At 58.6% G+C, this 23656-nt stretch carries 28 protein-coding genes and 2 pseudogenes; 17 read left to right on the plus strand and 13 right to left on the minus strand.

Annotated elements, in window-relative coordinates; translation table 11 throughout:
* Positions 1-452: 452 nt before the first annotated feature.
* The 6 genes from B5527_RS04020 to B5527_RS04045 form a co-directional block, all read right to left on the minus strand.
* Positions 453-3296 carry a primase-helicase family protein gene (locus B5527_RS04020; protein WP_079600126.1) on the minus strand — a complete coding sequence of 948 codons (2844 nt, stop codon included), beginning with the start codon at positions 3294-3296 and terminating at the stop codon, positions 453-455.
* Position 3297: 1 nt separating this feature from the next.
* Positions 3298-4029 (minus strand): hypothetical protein, encoded by a 732-nt coding sequence (locus B5527_RS04025; RefSeq protein ID WP_079600127.1) that lies wholly within the window; start codon positions 4027-4029, stop codon positions 3298-3300.
* Entirely contained in the window at positions 4026-4232 is a 207-nt protein-coding gene (locus B5527_RS04030; protein ID WP_079600128.1) for a helix-turn-helix transcriptional regulator, read from the minus strand. The genes B5527_RS04025 and B5527_RS04030 overlap by 4 nt, the downstream gene beginning before the upstream one ends.
* Positions 4233-4317: 85 nt before the next feature.
* Positions 4318-4725, minus strand: coding sequence for a hypothetical protein (locus tag B5527_RS04035; RefSeq protein WP_079600129.1), 408 nt, complete (start codon positions 4723-4725; stop codon positions 4318-4320).
* Entirely contained in the window at positions 4722-5975 is a 1254-nt protein-coding gene (locus tag B5527_RS04040) for a tyrosine-type recombinase/integrase (protein WP_154071996.1), read from the minus strand. The genes B5527_RS04035 and B5527_RS04040 overlap by 4 nt, the downstream gene beginning before the upstream one ends.
* A gap of 530 nt (positions 5976-6505) precedes the next feature.
* Positions 6506-7225, minus strand: coding sequence for a DUF4145 domain-containing protein (locus B5527_RS04045; protein WP_079600131.1), 720 nt, complete (start codon positions 7223-7225; stop codon positions 6506-6508).
* A 264-nt stretch (positions 7226-7489) separates the two neighbouring features.
* Between B5527_RS04045 and B5527_RS46080 the strand changes: the two are divergent.
* The 9 genes and pseudogenes from B5527_RS46080 to B5527_RS04090 form a co-directional block, all read left to right on the plus strand.
* Positions 7490-7780, plus strand: a pseudogene (locus B5527_RS46080) (hypothetical protein); the annotation flags it as partial.
* 494 nt (positions 7781-8274) lie between these two features.
* Positions 8275-8499: pseudogene (locus B5527_RS04055) on the plus strand (SOS response-associated peptidase); the annotation flags it as partial.
* Positions 8500-8677: 178 nt separating this feature from the next.
* Complete coding sequence (locus B5527_RS04060) at positions 8678-9493, plus strand: outer membrane protein (protein WP_079600132.1); 816 nt, start codon at positions 8678-8680, stop codon at positions 9491-9493.
* Between the two features lie 273 nt (positions 9494-9766).
* A complete protein-coding gene (locus B5527_RS04065) occupies positions 9767-10288 on the plus strand; it encodes a hypothetical protein (RefSeq protein WP_079607049.1) in 522 nt (173 codons plus the stop codon).
* Between the two features lie 784 nt (positions 10289-11072).
* Entirely contained in the window at positions 11073-11321 is a 249-nt protein-coding gene (locus B5527_RS43385) for a hypothetical protein (protein ID WP_154071998.1), read from the plus strand.
* Positions 11322-11649: 328 nt separating this feature from the next.
* Positions 11650-12402: an SDR family oxidoreductase gene (locus tag B5527_RS04075; RefSeq protein ID WP_079600133.1), complete on the plus strand. Its 753-nt coding sequence runs from the start codon at positions 11650-11652 to the stop codon at positions 12400-12402.
* Between the two features lie 66 nt (positions 12403-12468).
* Positions 12469-12858: a cupin domain-containing protein gene (locus B5527_RS04080; RefSeq protein ID WP_079600134.1), complete on the plus strand. Its 390-nt coding sequence runs from the start codon at positions 12469-12471 to the stop codon at positions 12856-12858.
* 53 nt (positions 12859-12911) lie between these two features.
* Entirely contained in the window at positions 12912-13868 is a 957-nt protein-coding gene (locus B5527_RS04085) for an MBL fold metallo-hydrolase (protein WP_079600135.1), read from the plus strand.
* Between the two features lie 81 nt (positions 13869-13949).
* On the plus strand, positions 13950-14615 hold the full coding sequence (locus tag B5527_RS04090) for a nitroreductase (RefSeq protein WP_079607050.1): 666 nt from the start codon (positions 13950-13952) through the stop codon (positions 14613-14615).
* 353 nt (positions 14616-14968) lie between these two features.
* Here B5527_RS04090 and B5527_RS04095 read toward each other — a convergent pair whose 3' ends face one another.
* The 4 genes from B5527_RS04095 to B5527_RS43390 form a co-directional block, all read right to left on the minus strand.
* The gene (locus B5527_RS04095; RefSeq protein WP_245332493.1) at positions 14969-15343 is read right to left on the minus strand and encodes a hypothetical protein; all 375 of its coding nucleotides are present in this window, start codon (positions 15341-15343) and stop codon (positions 14969-14971) included.
* Between the two features lie 262 nt (positions 15344-15605).
* Complete coding sequence (locus tag B5527_RS04100; RefSeq protein ID WP_079600137.1) at positions 15606-15824, minus strand: hypothetical protein; 219 nt, start codon at positions 15822-15824, stop codon at positions 15606-15608.
* A 284-nt stretch (positions 15825-16108) separates the two neighbouring features.
* Positions 16109-16432 carry a hypothetical protein gene (locus B5527_RS04110; RefSeq protein ID WP_079600139.1) on the minus strand — a complete coding sequence of 108 codons (324 nt, stop codon included), beginning with the start codon at positions 16430-16432 and terminating at the stop codon, positions 16109-16111.
* A complete protein-coding gene (locus B5527_RS43390; protein WP_154071999.1) occupies positions 16429-16593 on the minus strand; it encodes a hypothetical protein in 165 nt (54 codons plus the stop codon). Before B5527_RS43390 ends, B5527_RS04110 begins: the two co-directional genes overlap by 4 nt.
* Before the next feature lie 654 nt (positions 16594-17247).
* On the opposite strand from B5527_RS43390, the gene B5527_RS04115 reads away from it, so the two are divergent.
* The 3 genes from B5527_RS04115 (at position 17248) to B5527_RS04125 (ending at position 18557) form a co-directional block, all read left to right on the plus strand.
* A complete protein-coding gene (locus B5527_RS04115; protein WP_079600140.1) occupies positions 17248-17571 on the plus strand; it encodes an ArsR/SmtB family transcription factor in 324 nt (107 codons plus the stop codon).
* A gap of 53 nt (positions 17572-17624) precedes the next feature.
* Positions 17625-18077 (plus strand): DUF1801 domain-containing protein, encoded by a 453-nt coding sequence (locus tag B5527_RS04120; RefSeq protein ID WP_079607051.1) that lies wholly within the window; start codon positions 17625-17627, stop codon positions 18075-18077.
* Between the two features lie 69 nt (positions 18078-18146).
* Positions 18147-18557 (plus strand): SRPBCC family protein, encoded by a 411-nt coding sequence (locus B5527_RS04125; protein ID WP_079600141.1) that lies wholly within the window; start codon positions 18147-18149, stop codon positions 18555-18557.
* Positions 18558-18593: 36 nt separating this feature from the next.
* Here the strand turns inward: B5527_RS04125 and B5527_RS04130 are convergent, their stop codons facing one another.
* Positions 18594-18857, minus strand: a complete 264-nt coding sequence (locus B5527_RS04130; RefSeq protein WP_154072001.1) for a hypothetical protein — start codon at positions 18855-18857, stop codon at positions 18594-18596.
* 345 nt (positions 18858-19202) lie between these two features.
* Here B5527_RS04130 and B5527_RS04135 point away from each other — a divergent pair, with 345 nt between their 5' ends.
* The 5 genes from B5527_RS04135 to B5527_RS04155 all read left to right on the plus strand — a co-directional run bounded on the left by B5527_RS04135 (position 19203) and on the right by B5527_RS04155 (position 23007).
* Positions 19203-19586 (plus strand): hypothetical protein, encoded by a 384-nt coding sequence (locus tag B5527_RS04135; protein WP_079600143.1) that lies wholly within the window; start codon positions 19203-19205, stop codon positions 19584-19586.
* 220 nt (positions 19587-19806) lie between these two features.
* Positions 19807-20571: a hypothetical protein gene (locus B5527_RS04140; RefSeq protein ID WP_079600144.1), complete on the plus strand. Its 765-nt coding sequence runs from the start codon at positions 19807-19809 to the stop codon at positions 20569-20571.
* Between the two features lie 125 nt (positions 20572-20696).
* On the plus strand, positions 20697-21890 hold the full coding sequence (locus B5527_RS04145; protein ID WP_079600145.1) for an ABC transporter substrate-binding protein: 1194 nt from the start codon (positions 20697-20699) through the stop codon (positions 21888-21890).
* A gap of 253 nt (positions 21891-22143) precedes the next feature.
* Positions 22144-22287: a hypothetical protein gene (locus tag B5527_RS04150; RefSeq protein WP_154072002.1), complete on the plus strand. Its 144-nt coding sequence runs from the start codon at positions 22144-22146 to the stop codon at positions 22285-22287.
* A 39-nt stretch (positions 22288-22326) separates the two neighbouring features.
* The gene (locus B5527_RS04155) at positions 22327-23007 is read left to right on the plus strand and encodes a ParA family protein (RefSeq protein ID WP_079600147.1); all 681 of its coding nucleotides are present in this window, start codon (positions 22327-22329) and stop codon (positions 23005-23007) included.
* Positions 23008-23128: 121 nt separating this feature from the next.
* Here the strand turns inward: B5527_RS04155 and B5527_RS47020 are convergent, their stop codons facing one another.
* Together B5527_RS47020 and B5527_RS45175 are read right to left on the minus strand one after the other, a co-directional pair.
* Positions 23129-23263: a hypothetical protein gene (locus B5527_RS47020; RefSeq protein ID WP_276329311.1), complete on the minus strand. Its 135-nt coding sequence runs from the start codon at positions 23261-23263 to the stop codon at positions 23129-23131.
* Positions 23264-23394: 131 nt separating this feature from the next.
* A complete protein-coding gene (locus B5527_RS45175) occupies positions 23395-23547 on the minus strand; it encodes a hypothetical protein (RefSeq protein WP_172842476.1) in 153 nt (50 codons plus the stop codon).
* Between the last annotated feature and the right edge of the window lie 109 nt (positions 23548-23656).

Consider the following 23656-nt stretch of genomic DNA (forward strand, 5'->3'; position numbering starts at 1 on the left):
CTAATGGCAGGCGGACGATGACGTCTGCCTTGGCCGAGGCAGAGACTGCAAGGTGGCACGGGAGCACGGTGATGGCGTGGAGCGGTCGTGGGAAGTGGGGTCGGCGTGGGGAAGGGCAGGGCGGTGAAACCTTGCCACCCTGTAACCGAACCCGACGGGGGTGCCCGAAATTGATTTTCTTGACGGGTAAGCCGTCAACCTCAGAGATGGCCGTCAACCCAAAAAGCATTGTGGCATCGGGCTTAGGGCGGCTTTGACGTCTTTGACTACTAGAAAAGAAGAAGAAGATAAGAGATTGTACTGGGTGCATCCCACCACGGTCGATGACCCCGTCTCGGGCGGTACGATTTTCTCCCGGTCAAATCCGTCAAACCCGTCAAAATTCCTGTGGACCTTGGCTTTCCTGTATGACGACTCTTATGATCGCCAAGGAGCGTCAACGAGTTCGCTGCCTATAGTCCTTGACGCGAGGCTCCCCTCACGAATGCAGATACCGCCGCCGGCGAGGTCAAGCCCGTTACTGGATCAACGAGGTTCGCCTGCTTCCTGTGCACGCGGCTGCTCGACGGCTTGACCGGCGGAGAAACGGTCTCCTCAACAAGATCATGCTTCTCTTTTTTGAGCGGGCTCACTAGCTCGTCCAAGGCTAAGTCTGCCTCGTCGGGATGGCCGGTGTCCGCGGCCGATTGCGCTGTCTGGGTTCCGCCGGTACTTGCCCCCGGGTCTTCGCTATCCTGCTGATCGTGAGCCATCCACTCTTTGCGGCCGTCAAATTCAACCGCCGGGAATTTGTCATTGATCGACCTGCGCAGGTCCAGCAACTGTGGTGCTTCCCATCCTCTACTGTTGCCCAATGGCTTTGATTTGAAGCGCCAGGCCTTCAAGATGCCCGACAACGCCGTGTCGCTCATGCGTGCGAGCTTCGCACCACCGCGTGCTTTCATCACGTCGTACAGACCCGGCGTTTGAAGATGCTTAGGCAACCATCTTTCGCCATGCGCACGCGCGATCCACGGCCGTTTCGGCATGGCTCCTGGCAGGCATGCATCTTGCGCAAATTCTATGATTACCTTGTCACCGGGCGATGCGGAATTGAGCTTTTGCTGACGCCGCTCGTGAGTTTCGGGTATCGCCTCCGCGTTGAAGTCCCGGATATCGCGCTGCAGGAGGAGCCCGAGAAGAGCCTCGCTACCGCCATTCTTTAGCTCCGCAACAATAGGCAGGAAGTAGGCCTTCCGCTTCTTGGCCTTTTCAACTTCATCTCTCTCATGCGCGAACGCATCGTTTTCCCGAACATAGATTGACGGATACCGCCGGTCGTTGTGCTCAATCTGAATTGGGTGTTCGTCATTGGTAGCGAAAATCTGGCGTGCATAGTTATCGATCTGGATCGGGTCGATCCCTTTGCGTTCTAGCATCTTCGTCGTTTCAGAAACCATGGTTTTTAGGATTTGCGTATCCTTTTCGATTTCTGCATACAGGGCTTCATCGACAAAGATCAAACAAGTTTCAGCTTGGTGCGCATTGAACTTGCCGGTAACGTGCTCCCTCTGTGTTGCGTGTAGGAAATGCTGACCAAATAGCCGGCCGTACCCCAATGCGAAGACACCCTTCCCACACCCTGGATTGCCGCGCATGCTGATTGCGGAACGTCCAGGATCATCCGGGTGTTGAACGCCGCTCGCCATCCAATCAAGGATGTACTTGAACAGCGCCTCATCGCCACCGGCGATGTTCTCACGAATGTGCTCCAAGAACTTGGCGCACTTTTCTTCGCTCTTCACGAAGTCCGGTGTGACCGAGAAGCCCGAATAAGTATTAATGGTCCGATGAATACGACCCTCGCGCTCGACCTCAATGATTGGCGGCGCGCCGGGCTGAAAGGTCACGGCGTCAAATTCGTTGCGGCCGGGCAAGGCAAACCAATATGCGCCGCGCGGTGCCGGTTTCGTGCCATCCTGTTTGCCGTCCTGGTCGAATTTGGGCACGTGCACCCTTGGGTTTACAACGCCGTTTATAAAATCGTCCTTCGATAGAAATTCGACTTTCCGTTGCAGCGGGTATCGCGGGTGCAGATCGAACTTTGCTATGCGAAACTTGTTGCCGATGAAGCCTGCAGCAAACTCTCTATTCATCTGCTCAAGCACAGGATTGTCCGCGTATTGGTGAGCCTTCTCGATCACGCGAATTAAGAGCCGATCGGACGTTCGAGTATTGCTGCCAAACGCCCGGCGCTCGTCCATCAAGCATCGCGCGATGGTGCTCTCATCGATGCCGGCGCGCATGGCTGCGGTCGCAAAGGCCATCTCGGCGCGCGAGCGGTCGCCACCATACGCAGCCGCATAATCTCCTTCACTTAACATCTCAAGCCATCTAGCGGGAAGCTTAGCCAACAACGGATCGGTTGGATCAATCTGATCATATTCGTCCGATGGTTCGAAATGCCCCCCATGTTGATCTCCTTGATCCTTGGGCGCCTCGACGTGTTGCGGGAAACTCTCAATCGCGTGCGCAGCATCGTGGGTAAAGTCTTGCAACACGCTAGCCAACATGCTGGTCTTGCTGTTGACTGTTCCGGGCAATCGGGCGATGCGGTCAATATTGCGGCAGCCGTCGGCGAAGTGGTCGCCGAAGGCTTGCTCGATACCGCGGCCGTAGGATTCGACGGCCTCGGTGAGCGGTCCATTCACGTTATTCTTGCTGCCGTCCACCGCCGCCGGCTTGTCGAGTTTCCAATAGCCCCAGAAGCCGCGACCGCTATCAATCACGCGGTTCGGCCGCGGCAATCCATTAGGCAATTTGTTTGTGAGAAGCTCAAGCATGGCGGCGCGCTCGGCTTCAAGTGGCTCAGTCTTCCGCGGGTCAAGATCTACCCAAAGATGACGCGCTTCGACAATGTCGTTTTTGCTGGCTTTCTTGTGAAGAGTTCCCTTAACGGGGTTCGGGGTAAAATAGAGATCGAAGCTGGCGTTGCCGTTTTCGGTAATGAAAGCTTGCTGTCCCGCGCGGTCGGCCGCGTCGAAATGTTGGGCTTTGATTTCAGTCTTCCCATTGGTTTTTTTGATCCCAATAAGGTGCCGCTTATCCGGGCCAAAAATATCGTCAAGAAAATCTAGCGCCGGGTTCGATGACCGGCTCTGATTTGCCTGACCGGACCCCAACGACGATTGCTGCGCAGCCTCCACAGAGGTTGCGAAGCAGTCTGGCTCGGGCTCGGTGGTTTCGGTCAGGTTGGCAAGATGGGCGGCGGCCTCTTCTATGCCCGTCTCAACATGGTCGCTCCCAAACATGCTCATGTCACGCCACCCTATCGACACCTGCTTCGGGAGCCGCGTGCTCCACCTTCACGGCCGGTTGCCCAACCGGAACGGCGCCATTGGCGGGTAAGGCCGTGATCGGCGCCGGCTCGACGGCCTCGGACTTCTTGCAGTTCGCAAGGTCGGTGAGGAATTTCCCAAGCTTGGCGAGATCATCCGCCGGGACGGCTGTTGCGGCAAAACGCTTGGCCTCTCGCTTGTCAGTCCTTGTGATAAGGTCCAAGACCCTTGCGGTGAAGTCGGCCAGGGCAACATCCCCCGCCTGCGGGCTAGGTACGGCTGTTCGCTTCGTGCTTTCGATCATGCGCGCGTCGGTGCCGGCCCCGGCGTCATCGGTTTCGACCCTGTGAAGCGCACGTTGTTCACTCGACTGAACACGCTTCCGTAGCTCGCGACCGGCCTTTGAGCTGGGACCGAACGGAGTACCTACGCAACCGTGCCTCTGCCATTGCAGAAGCCGATTGACCCACGCGACCGATTTACCAACAGCTTCGGCGATCTCGCGCTGGGACGCCTTAAAGTCTTGTTGTGCGAGAGCAAGCGCCTCGGCGGCATCGTGAAGTAGTTGGTCCCCGGTCTCGATTGCATCCTTGGAGCGGCTCAACAGGTCGGCTTTAGTCGTCGTGTTGCCCTTGGCGAAGGCAGCCTCGAACCCGGTGGCGATGCTTTCGCTGCCGGCAATCGTGGCGTTAGCTTTGACAGTACCGGTCATGCTGTCGGCTCCCTCTCGGCAGCCTTGGCATCAATCAGTTGGTCGATCTCATGCTCAAGCCACGCGGTGCAACCCTTTGAAATCTTAATAGGCTTAGGAAATTCCCCTGAAGAACATAGCCTCCAGATCGTGGGCCCACTAAGACCTACCTTTTCAACTACCTGCCAAATGCGCAGGGTCCGCCTGTTCGCTGCTGCAGTCATTAGTATCTCCTCTAAGTTGGGAGGAGGTGACCACAGATGAGACGTGGCGAAGCGCAACGAGCCTAGGCTCGTTGCACTCGAATTTCTAAATGAAGAAGTTACCGGTTTCTCTCAGGAACTGGATGTCGGCCTGTATCGTCCGAACAGTCATGGGAGGCTTCCGAACCTTATCCCAAGGTAATTCTTCTATCCTGCGGATAATGGCCTGCGCGGTCGCAAGAGAACCATGTTTGGACTGAAGCCTACGCGGCAGTTGTTTGAAGAAAGAGGCGGTTAGGAGCCGACGGTGGGCGAGGTCGTGCCCGCGCTGAATTTTTCGGCCGCGCGCGGCCGCGTGCTGACGCAGTTGTTCCTGTGCGGACGGGGGACGCCAACCCGCCCGTTTCGCCGCCTCGTGCAGAACCCCGCGAAGTTCTTGAAGGAACTCCGGCGGAGTGCCGTAAGGGTCCAGCAACTCCGCGAATATCTCGACGAGAGGTTTTGGCTTCTTCACGTCAACTCACTCTGCCTGCCTACAAGCGCGGTTACGTTGTCGTGCCCTTTCTCAATTGCCTCAAGACGGTCAGCCACAGCCTGCAGCGACTCGCCGTGCTGTTTGCGGTAGCGGCCCTTATTGTAAATCCCAAGCAGGTGATTGCCCTCGGGGGTCTTGTGACCGAGCATGATACTTATGATGTGCGGCGCAACATTGAGGTCCGCAGCAAGTGTGGCACAGGTCCTTCGCAGGTCATGACGCGTCCAACCGCTCGTTCCCGTGCGCTTGAAGATAGACTTCGACCAGCGATCCCAGTTATCGAGTTTGCCGCCATGGGCGTTCGGAAACACAAGCACCCCCGTAGGTTTCCCCTCCCGCATCTTCACCAGCATAGAAACGGCTTGGCGGGGCAGAGGAATAAGGTGAGGTTGGGCCGGAAACTGCTTCCTTCGGGTCCGGCTGCGCGTGTCTTTCCGCCGCCCCGCTGCAACCGTCCATAAGCCGGTATCAAGGTCAAATTCATTCCACGTCGCGGAGCAGACCTCGTCCAGTCTGGCGGCGGTCCAAAGCATCAACTTGGCGGCCGGGCCGTGATGTCCCTGATCAAACTCAGGCAGCACGAGGGTGAGGGTATCCCGGTCAAGCACCGTGTGCCCGCCATCCTCAAAGCTTCGCTCCATGGGCTTTTCCAGTTCGGAAAACCCTCGTTGCATTAACCCGCGCTTCGCGGCCCACCGCGCCAAGGGCTTGAGGTAGGTGATGGCTCGGCTCGCCGAAGACGCACTCGGGTGGGCGTCGGCCGCCCGTTGCAGTTCCTGCACGGTGATTTCGGTTCCCGGTCGGTCGAGGTACTTGACGAATACATGTCGTATACGGGCTTGCTGCTCGCCCTTCGTCCGCAGCGACGCCCCATCTCCGTCGAAATACGCATTTATGACGCTGCCGAGCGTACCTATTCCGGCTCTCGCGTCCTTGGCCCGCTGCCTAACAACGCGACGTTCACCAGTCGGGTCGCCGCCCTGCTTAATCGCCTGTTTAAGCGTCTCCGCGCGCCGCCGTGCCTCCGCAAGGGAGATGTTATCACCGACATCGAACCGGCGCCGTTCACCCTTCGAGTTACGAATATTGAGCGACCAAAACCGACCGCCTCGGCTGATGCGCACTCGCAGGCCGGGCAACAGACCGTCACCCAGTTCAACAACTTCAAGGTCGCGCGGACGGACGCCATCCAGCTGTTTCGCAGTCAATGGTTGAATGCGCCTTGGCATATCAAGCTCTTTCAAAAGGTTCCAAAAAGGTTCCAAAAGATGTGAGATAGCCTGAGACGAAATGCAATGGCGTGAGTGCGAAATATGCCGATAAAATATGGTTAACTCGAATATTTGTCTGTCTCAGCGAGCATCATCTCGTATCATGAAATTCCAGCGAACCCTTACTGTGGAACAGGAGGTCGGTGGTTCGAGCCCACCCAACTGTACCACTTTTCAGTGGCTTAGCCTGACACCTCGAAATTTTTAGCTCTTTTCTGGCTCATGATTGGCGCTGACCGATTGTGAAGCCGGCAAAAGTATTTTTCCCGATCAAAGAAGTTTCACCCGCGCCGCCGGACCGTCGGTGGCTGGGGAAATGAAGGAATGGTGCGATTAAGGACGTTCGCCAGAAGCCCCGCGTCCGCTGCGATCGGGGTGGCTGAAACATGAGGATCAACCTAGCGATTGCCGCAACGCGGGCACGTGAGGCACTGGCCAGAATTTCCCACTTGCTCGGTTTGAGAACTGCTGGATGCCTTGGGAAGCGTTTAAGGCGGATCGTGCGGTTTTGTAATCGAGCCGAACATCTCAGCTATAGATTTTGGTTTTTTTCGAAATTCCGCGCGCTCTTTGAACTCTTCATAGCGATCTGTCAGGTCGTAAATGTATTCAATGATAGCGTGCATGAAGGCCTGTAAATCCTCGGCGTCGTCGCGTGAGATATAGAAGTCCTCACCGTGCGCGGCTAGGTTTCGAAAGGCTTGAAGCTGCTGGCTCCAATCGAACAAACGTTGATCGATGATATTCCGGTCTCTTAAGACCCTGATACCGGCGCCAAGCATGATTCGCTTCTTTGTTTTATCGGCAGCGTGCTTTTCTAATATGTCACGGCACAGGGATTCGAACGCGCGTCCAAACATGACGCAGGTCGCCAGATAGGCACCTGCCTGCAGCGTGCGATCTGCCTCGAGGAGCGAGTGAGTGACGGTTCTCGGAATTCTGTGGCTGGAAAACGTTTTGGGTGGCTTGGGATACACTCTTATTACATCTGACCATCCATCATAGTCATCGCCTTCGTACCCCTTGAAGTTCGTCTGCTGAGCGTATCCAGCGATAGGAATAGAGCAGCTTGGGCAAAGGCCAACGATGATCTTGTCGCCGTATGGCTCGCTGGCCTCGTCATCCCATCCAGTTCGCTGGGCGCAACCAGTTTCAGCAACGCCAACTTTTGCCCGGCATCGCGGGCAGTCGATAATAAACGTCGTCATCTCTCGCTCCCCTCAGCAAACTAGAGGGGGCGAGGAAGCTATACAAGTGTAAGTTGCTTTGCGTGTCGCTTGTCTGGCGGCGGTCGTCGGTCCTGGGGGCCCACATACATTGTGCGAAGTTAGTTGCGGCAGATCGGGCAACGGGGGTCACGAAACGATCATTCGCCCTGGATGCTGTCAGCGACAATCTGCTGTTGGCCATTTCGGTGCTGGAGCGGTGTGCCAATGGTGACTACTCCCGCGATGACACCCCTGACAGTTTACCGAATGCTGGGCTACAAGAACCAGCGCAACCTTCGCCGACATTGGGTGATGCGTTGAACGCGGACTACCTGTACCTTGAGGTTCGGTGCCTCGGGTGCGACACGCACCAGACCGTTGCGCTCGACATCATTCGCCGATCAAAAGGCGACGCCGATCCACGAGATTGAGCGTTACATGCGGTGCAAAGACTGCTCAAAGCTCCGAGGCTATCCGTATAAGCGCAGCCATTTGGTAGCGCTTCGGGGTACGAAGATATCGGCGGTAAATCCGCCGTCGATTTGGTGGCCCGGGGGAGCGGTAGAGTTCCTGCAAATGACACGAACAAATCAAATCACGATCATACTTGTGGCTCTAGTTGTCTCACTGACAAGCCTGATGTTTGCAGCAAGCGTTCATGAAAAGGCAAATCGTGTAGCTACTGAGACGCCTGTCACTGCAACGGTCGTCAAGGTTTGGACCGAACGAGCGCCGAAGGGCACAAGGCTGCTCTATTACGCCCACCTGATCTTCGACCGCAAACAAAGTGATGGCGAGGTCGTCCATTGTGATGTGCCAAAGGTCGGCCTTGGGCCGCAACCTGCTACGGTTGGAGGGGCGGTCACGATTTATCCTCGTAACACAAGCTGCTGGGAGCCCGACGTCATCTGTGAAAATTGCGATGCGCCGTACCCGTACATGTCCCTCAGAGGAATGCTGATAGTCGCGTCCATGTCTGGTTTGATTTGCCTTTTTCTGACATTGCGGGTCTTACGCGACATACGACGTAAAGGCACCTGCCAATCCTAGTGTGCAATCTCTACAGCATCACCACCAACCAAGCTGCCATTATCGCACTCTTCCGCGTGGTCAACCGCTACGTCGGCAATCTGCCGCCCATGCCGGGGGTGTTTCCTGACTACCCGGCTCCCCTGATCCGCAACACCGACAACGGCACCGAACTCAGCACCATGCGCTGGGGCATGCCGCCGCCACCGCGAACCCCAGGTCCACCTGTGACCAACATTCGCAACAACTGACATTGGACTTGATTTCCTGGCCCCCATCAGGAGGCATCGCGCTTATCGATAACTCTGCAGCCGGACGATTTCCCCAAGAGTGTTGCTGCCCAGCGACAGCTTGTACGGGAATCCGCGATACAATGCCACTTTCTAGCACCGGCTGCACTTTCGTTGCCTCTCGGAGATTTTCATGAAAAGCCTTTTTGTCTTAGCTTCCCTTCTTGCCCTCGGTGCGGGCGGCGCTTCGGCTGCTGATCTTCCCATGAAGGCACGGGTCATGCCTGCTCCAGTATACAGTTGGACCGGATTTTATGTCGGCGGGAATGCAGGTGGTGCATGGAGCCAGTCTGACGCCGTGACCACGACCATTTTCTCACCCACCGGCTACTTCGCGTCGACAAGCCCCGGCGCAATCGCGATTGCGGGCGCACAACGTGTCAACACCTCGGGTTTCACCGGCGGTTTGACGGCCGGCTACAATTGGCAATCCAGCAACTGGGTGTTCGGCATCGAGTCGGATTTCAACTATTTTGGTTTGAGCGGTTCGTCGAGGGCCTCGGGAATCTACCCGTGCTGCGCGCCGACCGGCTTCACCGTAAGTTCGTCAGAATCGAGCAGCTGGCTGATTACTGTCCGCCCACGTCTCGGCGTGCTCGTCACCGCGAGTTTGCTCCTGTACGGCACTGGTGGTCTCGCTGTGGCGAACGTGAAGAGCAACTTCCTATTCACCGACACGTTTGCGACTGCAGCGGAATCAGCCGCCATCTCCACGACGAGATATGGCTGGACCGCCGGGGCTGGCGCAGAATACGGCCTGATGAATGGATGGTCAGTTAAAGGCGAATACCTCTATGCCGATCTCGGCAGGTCCAGCACGACAAGTACCAATCTAACTGCCTTCACGCCGCCGATTGCTTTCCCTTCCAACATTTGGAACCACTCGATCGATCTGCGCACGAACATCGTCCGCATCGGTTTGAACTATAAGTTCGGTGGGGCGTACTGATCGCTCGAAACAATCTTCCCAAAACTCAAAGCCCCGGCGTTGTCTGGGGCTTTTTGTTCGCCTAAGGCGCACCTCTGCCCGCGGTGCCTACTGGAGTAGGACCCGACGCCAACACGGCTTCGCCTTGAATGCCGCTTGTGACCAACAGGAGACCTCCCCGACGCTCCGAGTTAGCCAATGGCGAAGCAACGCCTTCGTCTGGTAACATGATCAAACTGGACATGGACGAGTCCGCATGCCTGAACTTCATGAAATCAAATGGAGGAATGGAAAATGTCGATCCCTTGCAAGTTCGAACGCAGCCTCCTCAGCCACGAAGAGTATGAGACGATCCGCCTCACGCACCATCCCGCCATCTACGACATCGAGGCGGCTGAGCTTGAGGCCATGCGACCCCGCTTGCGCAAGATGCGCGATAAGGAGCGAACGCTCAGCCGTCAAAGGCGGCGAGAAGGGCGCGGAAAAGGCGAGGCTCGGGGCGCAAGCTTTCCAGGAACCGCCGAGCATGCATTACAACGCAAGCAAGTCTTCGCCGCGGCGCTAAAGCGGGTGAACAATGAGTTCAGGCGTCTTCACGACCTGGCAGCTCGGACCGCGCATGTCGAAGCGGCTCGAAAGGCTCTCGCAATGCATCGCGCCGCGAACTTCACGATTTATCCCGCTGCCGGAGCTACCGCGAACGAAGGCATGGTGCCGAAGGCGAGCGTACGCCGAAGAAAGATCATTACAGGTGCAAAGATCGGGCGGGTGTCGCAGTCGACGAGAGTGGTACAGGCGATGCGCGACGCGAGGTGACCCACAGCGGACTTCTAGCCAGAATTAGGAGGGCTGTGCCCGACACCGCCTCACCTTGAAGGCATCGACAGATTTATTACTGACGCTGCAGTCTATGTTTAGGCGGGTGTGTACCAGTAATTGCCCGATACCACGCGGCGTCTGATTGAACGCGCGCTCTGGCTGCCGCTAGGTCTGATTGTCCCCGATAGAACTCACTTAGGGCGAGATAGCAGTCGGTGCGCGCCGGTCCGTGAGGTATCGCGTCGCAGCTCACGTGAGCGCTCGCGACGTCCGGAGAACTCGCCAGCAAGATTGCGACGGCACTTGCGGTCCAATGTGTCATGCCGCCTCCTGATCGGTTTTCAGCTCTGTGCCCAAGCCGACATGCGAAGTGATGGCCACAATGTATGGCGTCAGGGGTAGAGCGGGCAGGGCTGATGGACCGACGACGTCGGTTGCTGGCCCGGTGCGCCTATCACGGTCATGTCTGCTTGCGGCGGCATCCGCCTTCTGAATTTCGACGATGCGAAGGCAGCGCATGCATTCGACGCGCAGCAGATGTCGCGGAATTTCCGAGAGGCGGCATTGCTGGATCGGCAGCGGTGGCCTGCCGGCGGCGCGCGGATCGGCCAGTACGGAATCCGCGAGGCAATAGCAGCCATTTTCACGGCAAAAATGGAACACCCGCACTCGCGATTGTGATTTGACGCTCGGTACCGTGTGAAGCGGTTCACAACTTCGGAGCAAGAGACTGGCGTAAAAGTCCGGCAGACTGCTCACCCACTAACGACAGAGGGCTGACATGAGGCCAGAACGGATCCAATGGAAACGGACGAAAGTCAGGAACCAATTACTGCTCGATAAAGTCTATGATGCTGTTACCGAAGAATTTTCCCGCGACGCAATGGCGTCGCTTGCCACCGTCCTCGCGCATATCTGCATCACCACCAATGTCGCAAAGCCGAAGGCCATTGAGGCTTTTGGCAACGTCTATGAGGAAACTCGCGACATGCTTTCGGGCAGCTGTGCCAATGCCTCTCTATTGAATTAGACGGGCTCGGAATGCCGCTGTCGCTCTTCGGACCATCAGCATCGCCTTCGGATGGATCGGCTTGGACTTGGTGCCACGGTCGCCGTTGAATGCCGTCCTTATCCCGGCGAACGCGAACAGCGAGTGATCGCGGGCAAGATGAGCCATCCAAGGCGCCTCTACAAATCGATCAGTATTGCTGACCAGTCGACGATGTCTGGGAAGCCGTGCGGCCTGTTAGGCTGGCGACATTTTGTCCCATCAGCATTCGAACCGACTTTTCGAACCCATGTAAGGACCTCCAATCATCCAAGGATGATCTCCAGTCATCGACAGGGGAGGGCCAACCATGAAGATTGTCGTGATCGGCGGCACCGGCCTGATCGGTTCGAAGACCGTCGCCATTTTGCACCAGGGCGGCCACGAGGTCGTCGCCGCCTCGCCCAAAAGCGGCATCAACACCATCACCGGCGAAGGCCTCAAAGAGGCCATGGCCGGCGCGCAGGTCGTGATCGACCTCGCCAATTCGCCCTCATTTGAAGACAAGGCGGTGCTGGAGTTCTTCGAGACCTCCGGCCGCAACCTTCTCGCGGCCGAGGCCGCAGCCGGTGTCCGTCACCATGTCGCGCTCTCCATCGTCGCAATCGACCGGACAGACAATGGCTATTTCCGCGCCAAGGTCGCCCAAGAGAAACTGATCAAGGCTTCCGGCATCCCCTACACCATCGTCCGCTCGACCCAGTTCCTGGAATTCCTCGGCGGCATCGCCGATTCAAGTGCGGATGGAAACCTGGTCAGGCTCCCGCCGGTCCTGTTCCAGCCCATCGCTTCGGACGACGTTGCTGCCAGCGTTGCCGATGTGGCGCTCGCGCCGCCGCGAAACGGCATCGTTGAGATTGCCGGCCCGGAACGAGCGCCGTTCAACGAAATCGTCGCCCGCTATCTGAAGGCGGTCGGCGACCCGCGCGAGGTCGTGAGCGATCCCGAGGCCCGATACTGGGGCGGCCGGGTTGACGAGCACTCGCTCGTGCCGTTGGGCGAGGCGCGCCTCGGCCGCATCGGTTTCGACGAGTGGCTCCGCCGCTCGCAGGCAGCAGCCTGATCCCGCATCGGAGGTACGCCCGGTCTGTCACGAGCGGGTCCCGGGCAACGAACGAAAGAGGCGACTATGACGATCAAACTCGTTGCGTTGGTTGTTCTGTGCCTCATGACCGGCACGGCGGTGGCTCAGGAGCCTAAGGTCACGTCGCTCATGTCCAAGGATCTTCCGGAGAATCCCGGCAGGGAGGCTCTGATGATCACGGTCGAGCATGCGCCCGGCGAGTCGAGCGCTATCCACCGACACAATGCACATGCGTTTGTGTACGTGCTGGAGGGTTCCGTCGTGATGCAGCTGAAGGGTGGACAACAGGTGACACTGACACCAGGACAGACCTTCTATGAAGGCCCTGATGACGTTCATGTCGTCGACCGGAACGCAAGCGGCACCGAGCCGGCGAAATTCCTGGTGCTCTTGATCAAGGACAAGGGCGCCCCGGCGGTCGTGCCCGCACAGTGACTGTTACGGCAACCCAAGTACACGAAAGGCAACGCGGTCAACAGGAGCCAAACATGAGCCTGGACAACACCTCACAGCCCTCGGCCAACTACTGCGCCGACAAGGTGAACTCGAAGTACATCCACGGTAGACCGGCGCCCGAGTTGGTTCCGTCGCGCTACGCGCTGAAGGTCGGCGAAATTGACGTCATGGTGGTCAGCGATGGGGTGCTATCGCTGCCAGGCGCGATGTTGGGCCACAACGTTGACCCGGCCGTCCGGGCGGCCTGGCTGGAGGACATGTTCCTGCCGCCGGACGTACTTGAGTGGGCGCTGAACGTGGTCGTGGTGCGTAGCGGCGGCCGGACCATACTCATCGACGCTGGGATGGGGGCGGAGTTCCCGGACTTGCCGCGGGCCGGGCGGACGGTCCAGCGACTGGAGGCCGCCGGCATCGATCTCGCATCCGTGACCGACGTGGTGCTCACCCACATGCACATGGACCACGTTGGCGGGCTGCTCGTCGACGGAGTGAGGGACCGGCTGCGTCCGGACCTGCGCATCCACGTGGCGGCCGCCGAAACCAAGTTCTGGGAGTCGCCCGATTTCTCCCACGTCTCCATGCCGCCGGGGTTCCCGGACGCGCTTCGGCGGACGGCCAAGCGGTTCTTGCATGAGTACCAGAGCCAGTTGCGGACGTTCGAGGAGAAGCACGAGGTGGCGCCGGGGGTGCTCGTCACACGCACTGGCGGCCACACCCCCGGACACAGCGTGGTCCGCCTGGCATCCGGCGGCGACCGGCTGACGTTCGCCGGCGACGCCGTGTTTCAGGTCGGGTTCGAGCACCCCGACTGGTACAACGGCTTCGAACACGACCCCGAGGAAGCGGCCCGCGTCCGGGTCCGTCTTTTGCGGGAACTGGCGGCGAACCGCGAGTCGCTGGTGGCCACTCACCTGTCGTTCCCGTCCGTCTGCCATGTGGCGGTCGCCGGCGACGTCTTTCGTTGGGTACCGGGCCCCTGGGAGTACTGACCGCTTGTTGGGTTAGGGCCGAACGAGACCACCGCATGCGTTTGAACGAAACGGATGGCCGGCGGTAGGGAGGCGATCATCATGGACGTATATGAGGCAGTCACAAGCCGACGGGCGGTGCGCGGATTCAAAGACGAGCCTGTGTCGAGGGAAGTGCTTGAGCGCGTGCTGTCCGCCGCAGCTTGGTCGCCGTCCGGATCGAACATCCAGCCGTGGAACACCTACGTGCTGACCGGCGCGCCGCTGGCCGAGCTCAAGACGCGCGCCGTCGAACGCGTGTGCCACGGCGACCCTTGGGACGAGCGGCAGTACGAGATGTACCCGCCCGCGCTGAAGTCCCCGTACGGGGAGCGCCGATCCGCGTTCGGCAAGGAGCGCTACAGCGCGCTCGGCATTGCGCGCGAGGACTGGGAGGCGCGCCAGCGGGCGGCCATCGGCAACTGGAACTGTTTCGGCGCGCCCGCCGCCCTGTTCTGCTACATCGACCGCGACCTGGGCCGGCCCCAATGGGCCGACGTCGGCATGTATCTGCAGACCGTCATGCTGCTGCTCCGCGCCGAGGGGCTGCACAGTTGCCCGCAGATGGCGTGGTCGCAGGTTCGCGAGACGGTCGCGGAGATCCTGTCACCCTCGGACGGGCTCATCCTCTTCTGCGGCATGTCGATCGGGTACGAGGACCCCACGGTGAGTTACGCCCGTACGGGCCGCGCCCCGCTCGACGAGACGGTCGCGTTCGTCGGCGGTTAGTTACTTGCGCTCGGAGACAAGAGACCCCTTCCATGATTCTTGCGTATGATAACGTCCTTCATCATGCGTGATATTGGTGGCATCCTGCGGCCATGACCGACGCCGCCGGCCAACTGCGGCCGTTCGAGGCGGAGTACGAGGTGGCGCCGGGAACGTTATCTGAGGCCTTGCGCGTGTCGCGGCTAACGCATTTTCCAGTTGTATCGAAACACAATCAGGCACCCAACGGGCCTGATGGTTCGAGACGCGCGGCGTTGCCGCGCTCCTCACCATGAGGGTCTCAGACCTCATCCTGAGGAGCATCGCGAAGCGATGCGTCTCGAAGGATGATGCCACTGAACTGGAAAGTGCCCCTAGCTCCTCCAATCCGGCCAGCATCCATCCTCCTCCAGCCGGCCCGTGCGGTTGCTGCAAGTCTGGTCGAGCAATCGCTGCCCGACATCTTTCCAGACGGCATGCGGTCCATAAAATCTGACCGCATCCGCCTTCTGTATTTCGACGATCCGAGCGCAGCGGATGCATTCGACGCGCAGCACGTGTCGCGGAATTTCCGAGAGGCGGCATTGCTGGATCGGCAGCGGCGGCCTGCCAGCGGCGCGCGGATCGGCCAAGACCGCATCCCACAATTCATCCGGCAGCGGATCGCTTGGTGCAGGGTCCGCCTTCTCGCGATCCGGCTGACGTGCGGCCTCGCGCGCCAGCTTTTCCATCTGCTTCGGGGAGGGCATTCGCCAGCTTGCCGGTCGCTCATTGGTCATGAGCGGACTAGAACAAAACGGGAACGATAAGTCCAGCCGCTAGGGATTGTGGTAGAATCAAAGAGGCCGCCAACCGGGGTGTTGAATGCGCGCTTATACCGCGAAAGAGAAAGCTAAAATAACTGCCGGGGCCGTGGCTTCCCTGGTCATTGTCGGATGGCTTGTCGTGCTGGCAATCGCGTCTCTTTCCGCGCGGTAAGACTGAGGCCGCCGACCGAGGCGGCCAAGGCGATCAAGGCCGGGGCGAAATCTGAAGTTCCAGCAGTGCCATGCGCTCCAGGACCTTTGGGTCTCTTTCGCCGTCGTTGGCTGTACGCAGAATTGTCTCGGCGACCGATTGAACATGCCCCGAACTGATGGGATGCGGAAGTGTACCGAGTGCACTCTCCATCGCTATCGTCATCGCTTCGATGGTCTCAGGTGGAAAAGACGCGTTTGAAAAATCTTTCATGGGTTCAAATCCGTCGAGTTTTCGCAGGATCTTTCCGCCGTTCAGCTTTCGCAAGCTGTCCTATCAATGCAAGCAAGCGCGGCGGCAAATCATTGGATTGCCGATCCAGCGCCTGACAAAGCCTTTCACCGACTTCCTCACAGACTGCGCCGCTATGAATGCGGTCGATTTGAACATCACTCTGCTGAACCGGATTTGACATCATTCATCTAAAACAACCATCGTGAACAATTGTTCCGATCACAACTTATGTTTGTGACCGGTGCTTTGCCCCTTGCGGCGGCCTATCGGACCACCTCTTCTCGCCCGTCTTCTTCCAACGATTTAATTTTGATTTGAGTATTGTTGAAATTAACGCCCATCAGTGCACCATCGACCCACTTCCGCCGGCAACGACGGAATACAGGATTGCCGAACCCGGTCAGCAGGAGGAAAAATTCATTCAGTTCGGCCACATGACCGGTTAGCTCGATCTGCGCTTCGCTGTCAGAAATTTCGATCAAACGGCCCTCACCACACCGCGTCCCATCGATCGTCATCACCTTGATGTCGAGTGGCTGATCGAATTTGACGTGAGGCTCATCCGTTCCGGATGGATCGATTCTCATAATCCCTCAAATCGTGCCCGCGCGGCCTCGCCATGGAATTCGGTCTTGTGCCTTCGGATCACATCGTGCCGCGCTTTGATCCTCGCATCATCGCGCACGTGTCGACGCCGGCGCTCCCGTTCTTCGAACCCTTTGCGTTCGGCATCAGCTTCGGTCAGCATTGTTGCTCCTTTTTATTCTTCGAAGTTGAGCAATCAGAAACGCAGCCTCGAGTTCTGAAACAATCCTCGATTTCGTTCGGATTTTCCTCAATTTTGAATCGGGGGAGATGGCAGAAGAGGTACCTTTGCAGGCTGTGTCAGAGGAACAATATTGTTTATGGCCGTTAGGTAGTCGTCTCCTCGAGGACCTTCGCAGCCTTAATCATCAAACAAAGGCTCCATTTGTTGTTTTGCAAACAACGACGGAGAAACCATGAAGCTCACCACAATAGCATTAGCCTCTGCGTTCGCGCTCGCCAGTACGGTTGCGCCTGCAAAGACGGTTCGTCATAGGCCGAGCGTCAGGACCCATCATTTGCATAGAGCCATACCGCCGGGCAGACCGGATTTTTCGTATCCGAACTACGGCAATCCAGGCGGTCCAACCGGCGTGTCCGCGGGCGGATTCATGTCGAACGGAAGGAGCGCCTCCGAGTTCGGCGGCTAAAGCGTGTTGAGGAAACTTTACCTCTCCCATAGGGGAGAGGTCGGCGCACCCGGATCGGCGTTTCGGCGCTGCGGGAATCGGCCACACGGCATCCCACGTTCCCGTTTGACTCACACATATCTCGGCGGTTATATATTAATCCATAGCCAGCAGGTTATCGATCCCAAATGCCGAACGCTCACAATCTGCTCTTCAGGACGCTGGCCGATCCGACCCGGCGGGCTCTGTTCGAACGATTGTGCCGTGAAGGCGAGCAGACGGTGGGGGCCCTGACGGCTCAGTCCGGGGTCTCGCAACCGGCCGTCTCAAAGCATCTCGGGGTCCTGAAGCAGGCCGGGCTGGTGCGCGACCGCCACGAAGGCCGCCAGACGCACTATAGCGCGCAGCTCGGCGCCCTGTCCCCGCTGATCGACTGGACCAGCCAAATGGCCGGCTTCTGGCAAAGCCGGTTCGATCACCTCGAAGATCTCCTCAAAAGGATGGACCAATGAGCAAACCTGCGACCGCAACGCTCTCCGTCGTTGCCAAACGAGCGACAGCGACCATGAAGAAGAAGGGGAGCGGCTCGAAGGAAGTAACAGCAGGAGACTCTCCCTCCCGGCTGATCGATGCGAGAATCAAGGAGCTCAATGATTGGCGCGGCGAGACGCTCGCTCGAATCCGAACTCTCATCAGGCAAGCCGACCCCGAAGTGGTCGAGGAGTGGAAGTGGCGAGGGGTTCCGGTGTGGTCGCACGGCGGAATCATCTGCACCGGTGAGACGTACAAGAATGTCGTGAAGATGACCTTCGCCAAAGGCGCCTCGCTGGAGGACCCTTCAGGCCTGTTCAACTCCAGCCTCGAAGGCAACACCAGGCGCGCCATCGATCTCCACGAGGGCGACAGGATCGATGAAAGGGCGTTGAAGGCGCTCATTCGCGCGGCCGTCGCACTGAACATGTCGGTGCGAGCTGCGGCTGGCCCCGCGCGCTCCCGGAACAGACCGCAGAGCGCTTGAGAAGCGGGTCATTGGCTGGTTTCACAGGCCAGTTCGATCACCTCGAAGATCACCCAAAAGGATGGACCAATGACCAAGCCTGCGCCCGAAACGCTCTCCGTCGTTGTCGAACGTGAGATACCTTATCCGCCGGAAAAGATCTGGCGCGCGCTCACGCAACCACACCTGATCGAGGAGTGGCTCATGAAGAACGATTTCAAGCCTGTCGTGGACCACCGCTTCAATCTTCGCGCCGACTGGGGCTCTGTCGACTGTCAGGTCGTGGCAGTCGAGCCGGACAAAACGCTGTCTTATACGTGGGGAGCCTACGGCCTCGAGAGTGTCGTCACCTGGACTCTCACCGCTACGAGCACGGGGACCCACCTGCGCATGGAGCAGTCGGGCTTCCGGCCGGATCAGCAACAGGCCTACCAAGGTGCCAAGGCTGGGTGGCCGCGGTTCGTCGCTGCGCTTGAACAGGTTGTGGCGCGGATAGACTGAAGTTGGCAAAAAAGCCCCGCAATGCGGGGCTTTCTCTTAGTTGTAGCCGCTGGTGCCGGGTGTCGAGCCACCCCACTGGGAGTCGCCGGTGCCGCTCAACGTGGTCGGACCGTCCGGATTGCCGTTCGGATTGCCGTTGTTCGGCCTAAGGTGGAACGTCGGCTGTTCGTCGCTCATGCCGTACTGATCGTACGCATTGCGATAGTGATTGGCGTCCGACCTATGATGATAGGTGTGCGCAAACGCGGCCGTGCCGGAGAGCGCGAACACAGTAGCTAGTGCCATTGCCGTGAGTTTCATGATCTTGTCCTTGTTGCCGTGTGTTGCCGTGTCGATGGTTGTTTTCCCCTTGCAATCGAGATAGGAAGCAACCGCGGCCGCTCCATTAAAATCTTCTTTAGACGCGATAGCGGAAACGCGAGCGAACGTGTCATGCCGTTCACATCTCGCAGACCGCCGATGCTGAGCGATCGTCCTGCATCGCGCATCATCGGACTTTGCTGGCCGGTCGGCTTCGTTAGCCCCTGAGCGATTCCGCATGAAGCGATGGCCGACAACGAGATAACGCGCGCCCCGTGCTGCCACGCCCTTGCCAACCCCGCTCCATTCACCCAGAATTCGTCAACAAACGCTTCGGGGGGAATCATGCTTGCTTTCCGGTCCGGAAATTTCCAGCTCGGCTTGGTGCTGGCCACGGCGTTTTCATGCTCGACGTTCCCGACGGCAGGCCGGGCCTATACGCCCGAGGAGCAGCAAGCCTGCAGCGACGATGCGTTTCGGCTTTGCAGCGCCGAGATTCGGGATGTCGATCTCGTCACGGTCTGCATGATCAGGAACAAATCGCAGCTCTCTCCGGGGTGCCGGGTATTCTTCAGACCGGAGTCCGCGGTGACGCCGGTCGTGGCGGGAAGTCCGCTGAGCATCAGGCCGGCGGCGTCGCGCAAGCCTGGCAGCGTCAAGCCGCGCAAACCGAAACAGCCGGCCAGGCCGGGCGCGACCAGACGCAGCAAGAACAAAAACGGATTATAGTTTCGTTCGTTTTGGCGCTGCAGTTGATAGTCGCCACTGATTTTCTGCCATTACAGGCTGGCCTGATCATGTCTGCCAACCCTCGCCGATCTCGCAACAGGCGTCACGGACGTCTTATTAATCATCGTCGAGCTTGCCTAGGAAACAACTAAGGGTTGCTGTATTGTCTAGCATGGCATTAGGAAGGTCTCTCTCGGCCTGATGCGAGAGGGAAGAAGATATGAAGACTGAACTTGTAGTGGCGATTATCGCGGGCGTTGTGGCTCTTGGCTCCGCCGGCGGCACAATTTGGAGCTCGGTGACCAACACTCGCCATTCCGACGCAAACACGAAGGCAATTGAAGAATTAAAGATAGCGAATGATCGAACTAAAGCTGCTGCTCAGCGAGAGAAAGAAATTTCGATTTTCAGGGAGCCGCTTGCCCGGTCAGCCTACGATTTGCAGAGCCGACTATATAACATTTTGGAACAGAACCTAATCCAGGTGTTTCTCGTCGGGGGAAATGATCGCGAGAGGTCTTACGTCACCAACAATACGGCGTTTCTTATCGGGCAATACTTATGTTGGACTGAACTGGTCCGCAGAAAACTTCAATTCATCGACTTAGGAGAAAGTTCGAAAACAAAAGAGCTTTTGGACCTTCAGGACAACATTTACGGCTTGTGGGGGACGGATGCACAACCGCCCTTGCTCCGAATCTTTGCCGGTGAGCAACGAGCAATTGGCGAGGCTCTTATTTCTACTAACGGAGAGACGTCGGAATGCATGGGCTACGGTGCGTTTCTCACGACCTTCACTAAAGGGAAAAACCCGTTGATTGATGCGATTAAGGCGGACATTCTTTCGCTCGAAACCGCATCCGGTCAAGCTAACGAGAGGCTAACCAATCTCCAGCATGCCTTAATCGACTTGCTCGCGATGCTCGATCCGAATTTTCTCCGATTCCCTGAGAAGAAAAGGTCCAAGGTGCAATCGAGAACCTGACGCATCACCGCGGTGCAGCATGTTAAATTACAGAAGACGTTCCCTGCTTCCGATAGCGGCATCTGCTTGCCAACCCCCGCGGCCGCGCTCACACTTCCTCCACAACAAAAACCGGGAGGAAGCCCATGTTCGTCAGGAAATTGGGACTGGCAGTCGCGGCGCTCGTGGCACTGTCGGCGCCCGCGGCGCTCGCCCAGAAGCAGTATGGTCCGGGCGTCAGCGATACCGAGATCAAGATCGGGCAGACCATCGCCTATAGCGGACCGGCGTCGGCCTATGGCACGCTCGGCAAGGTCGAAGCCGCTTATTTCAAATGGCTCAACGACACCAAGGGCGGCATCAACGGCCGCAAGATCACCTTCATCAGCCGCGACGACGGCTACTCGCCGCCGAAGGCGGTGGAGAATGTGCGCAGCCTGGTGGAAGGCGACGAAGTCGCGCTGATCTTCGGCGTGCTCGGCACGCCGCTCAACATGGCGATCCGGCCCTACCTGAACAAGCAGGGCGTCCCGCAGCTGTTCGTCGCCGCCGGCTCGTCGGCCCTGAACGACCCCGCGCATTTCCCCTGGACCATGGGCTGGCAGCCGAATTTGCGCGACGAGGCCAGGTTCTATGCCAAGAACCTGCTCGCCCACAATTCGAAGCCCAAGGTCGCCGTGCTCTACCAGAACGACGATTTCGGCAAGGATCTTTTGAACGGTCTCAAGGAAGGCCTCGGCGAAGACGCCGACAAGATGATCGTCAGCGCGCAGAACTTTCAGCCGACCGATCCGACCATCGACAGCCAGATGGTGATCCTGCAGAATTCCGGCGCCGACGCGCTGTTCCTGTTCACCTATGCCAAGCAGGCGGCGCAGGCGATCTCGAAAATGTCCGACCTGAAATGGAAGCCGGAGACCTATCTGCATCTTGGCGCGGCGTCGGTCGGCGCCACGTTCAAGCCGGCCGGCCTCGACAAGTCCACCGGCATCATGAGCGCTGGCTTCATGAAGGACGTCACCGATCCCAAATGGGCCGACGATCCCGACGTCAAGACCTGGACCGCGTGGATGAAGGCCAACATGCCCGGCGCCGATCTCAACGACAGCCTCACCGCGGCCGGCTACAGCTTCGGCCAGACAATGGAGCAGGTGCTGAGGCAGTGCGGCGACAACCTTACCCGCGAGAACATCATGAAGCAGGCGGCGAATTTGCGGGATTTCCGCACCGGCCTGCTGTTGCCGAACAGCCGCATCAACACCAGCCCGACCGACTATCGCGTGGTGACCTATATGCAATTGCAGCGTTTCAACGGCGCCAGTTGGGACGATGTGAAGTAGGGAAGTGGGCGTTCAGGACATTCCTCGCGGGGGTGTCATTCCGGGGCAGCCCGCAGGGCTGAACCCGGAATCTGGAGATGATCATCGCGAGATTCCGGGTTCGCGCCAACGCGCGCCCCGGATGACGGGGGCGAGTTGAGACCCGCCGCGGACTCGTTTTGTTCATCCTTTGCCTGGCGCTTCGCTCCCGATGAAGCGCAACGCTCGGCTAGGTCTGTGGAAACCGATCCCGCATCAACGCTCGGAATTTCGCTTGACCGCTGTTACCGGATACCGTCTCGATTCGATTTTCGGCTCTGCTGCAACGCACGGTGTGACTCAAAAGCCAATGCCGCTGATTAATCAGGGCTTCGCCATAATTAATTGCAAATTTTTCTTCCACGAATCAGCGCGCTGATTCATTTTCGCCTTCTGGGGTCAATCTGGAGGCGAAGGTATGAACGTCATTGTTTTCGCATCGCGTAAAGGTGGCACGGGAAAAAGTACCCTTACCGCCCATCTCGCTGCGCATGTCCATAAAGCAACCAAGCCGTGCCTGCTGATCGACGCCGATCCGCAGGGGTCGCTGACGCTGTGGCACAAGCTGCGCGGCACCAACGAACCGTCGATCAAGACCGCCGTCAATTCCGTCAGCGGGATTGTCGCCGCCGCCAAGCGCGACGGCGTCGAATGGGTCTTCATCGATACGCCGCCGAACATGTCGGCGGTCGTGGAAGATGCCATCAAGAATGCCACGATGGTGATTATTCCGGCGCGGCCGGGAGTATTCGACGTCAACGCCGTGCAGGAAACGATTCTGAGCTGCCGCGCCGCGCGCAAGCCCTATGCGGTCGTGCTCAATGGCGCACCGGCACGCAGGGACGAAGCCGAGAGCCCGATCGTTGCCATCGCCCGTGAATCGCTGGCCAAGTTCCGGGCGCCGGTATGGGGCGGCCAGATCACCAACCGCGCCGATCTGCTGATGGCGCTCGGCCATGGCGAGGGCGCGCGGGAATATTATGCCGAGGGCCGCGCGGCGGCGGAAATCGGCCGGCTATGGGCTGCGATCGAACGCTCGGTGAAGGCGATCCGCGGCAGTGCGTCGGCGAGCGGCACAATGCACAAGCAGGCGGCGTAGTCAGCCGCACTGCCGGTCTGCAAAGAACGCGCGGGCTCCGCGCGTTTTTCGGCTGTGTGCGCCCAATAGCGCCCTCCCGTCATTGCTATGACGGGAGGATGCGGATGGAGGCGCGAGCGAATTACGCCACCATCAGCACATAGAAGACGATCACCGGCGACAGGCCCAGAATCACCGACCAGATGCCGATCGACCAGAGAATGTCCTCGGTGGTAAAGCCTTGCTGTTCCGGGAATGGATTATCCTGAGTACTCACGACGTCCCCGCGTTTTTTGTTCTTGCGCGGAGTTTGATACACGCCGGCTTTTAAAAAGCCGGTCGCAATTTCGCTCGCATTTGACCACGGGTGCTACCGCGGATTAACCACGGAAGGCCCTGCCGCGATCGTCAGCTTCCCATCAGCATGTGGAAGGCCATGACCGGCGTCAGGCCCAGCAGCACCGCCCACAGCCCGAACGACGATACCAGAAGAAAATCCTGCATCAGTTCGGTCCGCTCGGAAGTCGGATAGCCGGCCGTCTGAATGGCTGAAGTGGTCATTGTTTCCCCCGTCCTTGGTTGTTGGGGGATTCAATAAGCCTCAAATTCTAAAGATACGGCCGCGGCACCGTTCGAATGTGAGAGGCCGGCGTCACCGCGCATTAACCAG

Source organism: Bradyrhizobium erythrophlei, assembly GCF_900129425.1.
Classification (GTDB): domain Bacteria; phylum Pseudomonadota; class Alphaproteobacteria; order Rhizobiales; family Xanthobacteraceae; genus Bradyrhizobium; species Bradyrhizobium erythrophlei_C.

Coding starts and splice junctions, on each gene's coding strand:
- B5527_RS04020 (WP_079600126.1), bottom strand. CDS start 3,296: ATGAGCATGTTTGGGAGCGACCATGTTGAGACGGGCATAGAAGAGGCC.
- B5527_RS04025 (WP_079600127.1), bottom strand. CDS start 4,029: ATGACCGGTACTGTCAAAGCTAACGCCACGATTGCCGGCAGCGAAAGC.
- B5527_RS04030 (WP_079600128.1), bottom strand. CDS start 4,232: ATGACTGCAGCAGCGAACAGGCGGACCCTGCGCATTTGGCAGGTAGTT.
- B5527_RS04040 (WP_154071996.1), bottom strand. CDS start 5,975: ATGCCAAGGCGCATTCAACCATTGACTGCGAAACAGCTGGATGGCGTC.
- B5527_RS04045 (WP_079600131.1), bottom strand. CDS start 7,225: ATGACGACGTTTATTATCGACTGCCCGCGATGCCGGGCAAAAGTTGGC.
- B5527_RS04060 (WP_079600132.1), top strand. CDS start 8,678: ATGAAAAGCCTTTTTGTCTTAGCTTCCCTTCTTGCCCTCGGTGCGGGC.
- B5527_RS04065 (WP_079607049.1), top strand. CDS start 9,767: ATGTCGATCCCTTGCAAGTTCGAACGCAGCCTCCTCAGCCACGAAGAG.
- B5527_RS43385 (WP_154071998.1), top strand. CDS start 11,073: ATGAGGCCAGAACGGATCCAATGGAAACGGACGAAAGTCAGGAACCAA.
- B5527_RS04075 (WP_079600133.1), top strand. CDS start 11,650: ATGAAGATTGTCGTGATCGGCGGCACCGGCCTGATCGGTTCGAAGACC.
- B5527_RS04080 (WP_079600134.1), top strand. CDS start 12,469: ATGACGATCAAACTCGTTGCGTTGGTTGTTCTGTGCCTCATGACCGGC.
- B5527_RS04085 (WP_079600135.1), top strand. CDS start 12,912: ATGAGCCTGGACAACACCTCACAGCCCTCGGCCAACTACTGCGCCGAC.
- B5527_RS04090 (WP_079607050.1), top strand. CDS start 13,950: ATGGACGTATATGAGGCAGTCACAAGCCGACGGGCGGTGCGCGGATTC.
- B5527_RS04095 (WP_245332493.1), bottom strand. CDS start 15,343: ATGCCCTCCCCGAAGCAGATGGAAAAGCTGGCGCGCGAGGCCGCACGT.
- B5527_RS04100 (WP_079600137.1), bottom strand. CDS start 15,824: ATGAAAGATTTTTCAAACGCGTCTTTTCCACCTGAGACCATCGAAGCG.
- B5527_RS04110 (WP_079600139.1), bottom strand. CDS start 16,432: ATGAGAATCGATCCATCCGGAACGGATGAGCCTCACGTCAAATTCGAT.
- B5527_RS43390 (WP_154071999.1), bottom strand. CDS start 16,593: ATGCTGACCGAAGCTGATGCCGAACGCAAAGGGTTCGAAGAACGGGAG.
- B5527_RS04115 (WP_079600140.1), top strand. CDS start 17,248: ATGCCGAACGCTCACAATCTGCTCTTCAGGACGCTGGCCGATCCGACC.
- B5527_RS04120 (WP_079607051.1), top strand. CDS start 17,625: ATGAAGAAGAAGGGGAGCGGCTCGAAGGAAGTAACAGCAGGAGACTCT.
- B5527_RS04125 (WP_079600141.1), top strand. CDS start 18,147: ATGACCAAGCCTGCGCCCGAAACGCTCTCCGTCGTTGTCGAACGTGAG.
- B5527_RS04130 (WP_154072001.1), bottom strand. CDS start 18,857: ATGAAACTCACGGCAATGGCACTAGCTACTGTGTTCGCGCTCTCCGGC.
- B5527_RS04135 (WP_079600143.1), top strand. CDS start 19,203: ATGCTTGCTTTCCGGTCCGGAAATTTCCAGCTCGGCTTGGTGCTGGCC.
- B5527_RS04140 (WP_079600144.1), top strand. CDS start 19,807: ATGAAGACTGAACTTGTAGTGGCGATTATCGCGGGCGTTGTGGCTCTT.
- B5527_RS04145 (WP_079600145.1), top strand. CDS start 20,697: ATGTTCGTCAGGAAATTGGGACTGGCAGTCGCGGCGCTCGTGGCACTG.
- B5527_RS04155 (WP_079600147.1), top strand. CDS start 22,327: ATGAACGTCATTGTTTTCGCATCGCGTAAAGGTGGCACGGGAAAAAGT.
- B5527_RS45175 (WP_172842476.1), bottom strand. CDS start 23,547: ATGACCACTTCAGCCATTCAGACGGCCGGCTATCCGACTTCCGAGCGG.